Annotated in this window: 1 pseudogene; it reads right to left on the bottom strand. The window is 70.7% G+C overall.

Annotated elements, in window-relative coordinates:
* Window positions 1-1,050: pseudogene (locus H926_RS27990) on the bottom strand (glutamine-synthetase adenylyltransferase); the annotation flags it as partial.

Below are 1,050 nucleotides of genomic sequence, written 5' to 3'. Positions count from 1 at the left end.
GCGGAACACGTTGATCGCCGAGGGCAGCGCCGCCAGCAGCCGTTCCCACCGCGCCAGCGCATGATCGGGATCGGGCGCCTCGGCCAGCGCCTGCAGCAATTGTGGCCGCACGCGGGCAAAGGCGGCGCGGGCCTCGTCGCTGCGCAGCGCGCGGAATGCGCCGCTGTCCCATGCTTCCACCCGCCGGGCCAACCCTTCGGCATCGGCAAAGCCCATCACCGCCAGATCCTGCGCCAGGCTGCGGTTGTCCACCGCCACCGCGCCCGTGGGCGAGATGATCGCCAGCAGGGCATCGAACCGCTGCGCCACGGCCTGGGAAATATCCTGCACCTCGGCAATCAGCGCGGCACCATCATCGTGCCCGGCCAGTTGGGCCACGCTGTCGAGCGCAGCCTGCTGCGGCGGCAGGGCATGCGTCTGCTGATCGGCGACCATCTGCAGGCGATGTTCGAGCACGCGCAGCCGGTCATAGCTTTCGCCCATGACCATCGCGTCATCCGCAGTGATGATCCCGGCCTGCGCCAGGGCATCGAGTGCCGGGCGCGTGCCGCGCAGGCGCAGGGCGGGATTGCGCCCGCCGTGGATCAGCTGGTGGGTCTGGGCGAAGAATTCCACTTCGCGGATGCCCCCGCGCCCGCGCTTGAGATCATAGCCCGGCCCCACCACCTGCCCGGCGGCATAGTGATCGCGGATGCGCGCGGTAAGCCGGCCGATTTCGGCGATCGCCCCAAAATCCAGGCTGCGCCGCCACACGAACGGCCGGATCGTATCGAGGAACGCCTGCCCGCGCGCGACATCGCCGGCGGCGGCACGGGCGCGGATATAGGCCGCCCGTTCCCAGGCGAGCGCGCTCGATTCATAATGGGTGATCGCCCCTTCGAACGGGATCGCCAGCGGGCTGACTTCCGAGGCCGGGCGCAGCCGCAGATCGATGCGGAAGACATAGCCTTCCTCGGTGATCGTGGAGAGCAGTTCGACCACCCCGCGCGCCACGCGCTGCGCCGCCTCGCCCGGCTCGTCGCGCGGGCGGCGCGGCAGCACGTCGGGATC

Source organism: Novosphingobium sp. B-7 (assembly GCF_000410615.1).
GTDB lineage: Bacteria > Pseudomonadota > Alphaproteobacteria > Sphingomonadales > Sphingomonadaceae > Novosphingobium > Novosphingobium capsulatum.
This window is presented reverse-complemented; position numbering and strand designations above follow the sequence as displayed.